Consider the following 1,073-nt stretch of genomic DNA (forward strand, 5'->3'; position numbering starts at 1 on the left):
CGCAAAAGCAGGCGGCGGGGAGGATGCCGCTCCCATCAGGGCTATAGGGTGGGGGCTTGGTACGCTTTTGTTGGCTTTTTTTTAGTATAATCAAAATATAGACTTTTACTAATTTCACATTATCTGCTATTTAAGCAGCCATAAACACTACTAAAAGGCAGATGATACTTAATATTTAATTTGCGCCAATTTTTCCAGGTTTGTTACTATATTATTTAACGATGACGAGAATTATTTAAATCTCCTTTATAAAATCGATGGCTTTGCTCTCCAATTTTCATTGTGACGAGCCATGCTCCTTTGAATAGCGTGGTTTCATTATGATTACGATCCTTAGATGCATCTGATAAATACGTTCTTCATAACCTTTTTCTTTACGTAATTGATTTTCATTATAGTCAGCCCCACTATTGCCAATGCGATGTTAGCGGTTCGTCGTTTTATTTCGTTGCACTTATCCAATCAGTAACAATTTCTGTCAATTCCGCTTTTCCATTTTCGATGTCTTGCAGACTTTTTAAAGTTATGATGGCCCGGTCATTTTGTTTCCAAGCTAACATTTTACTACTATTCAATATGAGTTTATCTTTCGGTTGAGTTTGTTTGCTTGCTCCTCTATGAAAAATTAATTGCACTTGTTTTGTTGGAGGTTGAATTCGCATCGTAATTCTGTCCGCATTGTTAAAGCAATAATTGGGGCCATTCCATTTTACATTCTCTGTTAAATTTGGGTTTGCATCTAAAATGTAGTTTCTTAATTGTTCTATTTCTTTTCTAAACGGATGTCCTTGATCGTCCAGGAATTTTGTCACCTCTATACTTTTCATTTGTGTTGAAATTTTTGTCGTCTGCTAATGAATGCGATATGGAAGTTTATATTCATTTATTTTCTTGCCTGTATTGTTTAATTGTTAATTTATATGATTCTGTATCGCAGCACAATAACCGCTAACGCCCCAGGCTATTTGCGAAGTGATTTGTATTTTACACATCGCTTCGTTGCCAATCAGTCCCGAAGTCTGGCCGGGGGCAAATCGCCTGGGGCGTTGTGCGGGAAGCCCGTAGGGATTTCC

General features: G+C 37.6%; 1 protein-coding gene. It reads right to left on the bottom strand.

The genetic code is table 11. The features are described 5' to 3' along the window. Window positions 1-440: 440 nt before the first annotated feature. Entirely contained in the window at window positions 441-827 is a 387-nt protein-coding gene (locus CHU92_RS00015) for a DUF1801 domain-containing protein (RefSeq protein WP_094411376.1), read from the bottom strand. Window positions 828-1,073: the final 246 nt, after the last annotated feature.

The organism is Flavobacterium cyanobacteriorum (genome assembly GCF_002251835.1).
Taxonomy (GTDB): Bacteria; Bacteroidota; Bacteroidia; order Flavobacteriales; family Flavobacteriaceae; genus Flavobacterium; species Flavobacterium cyanobacteriorum.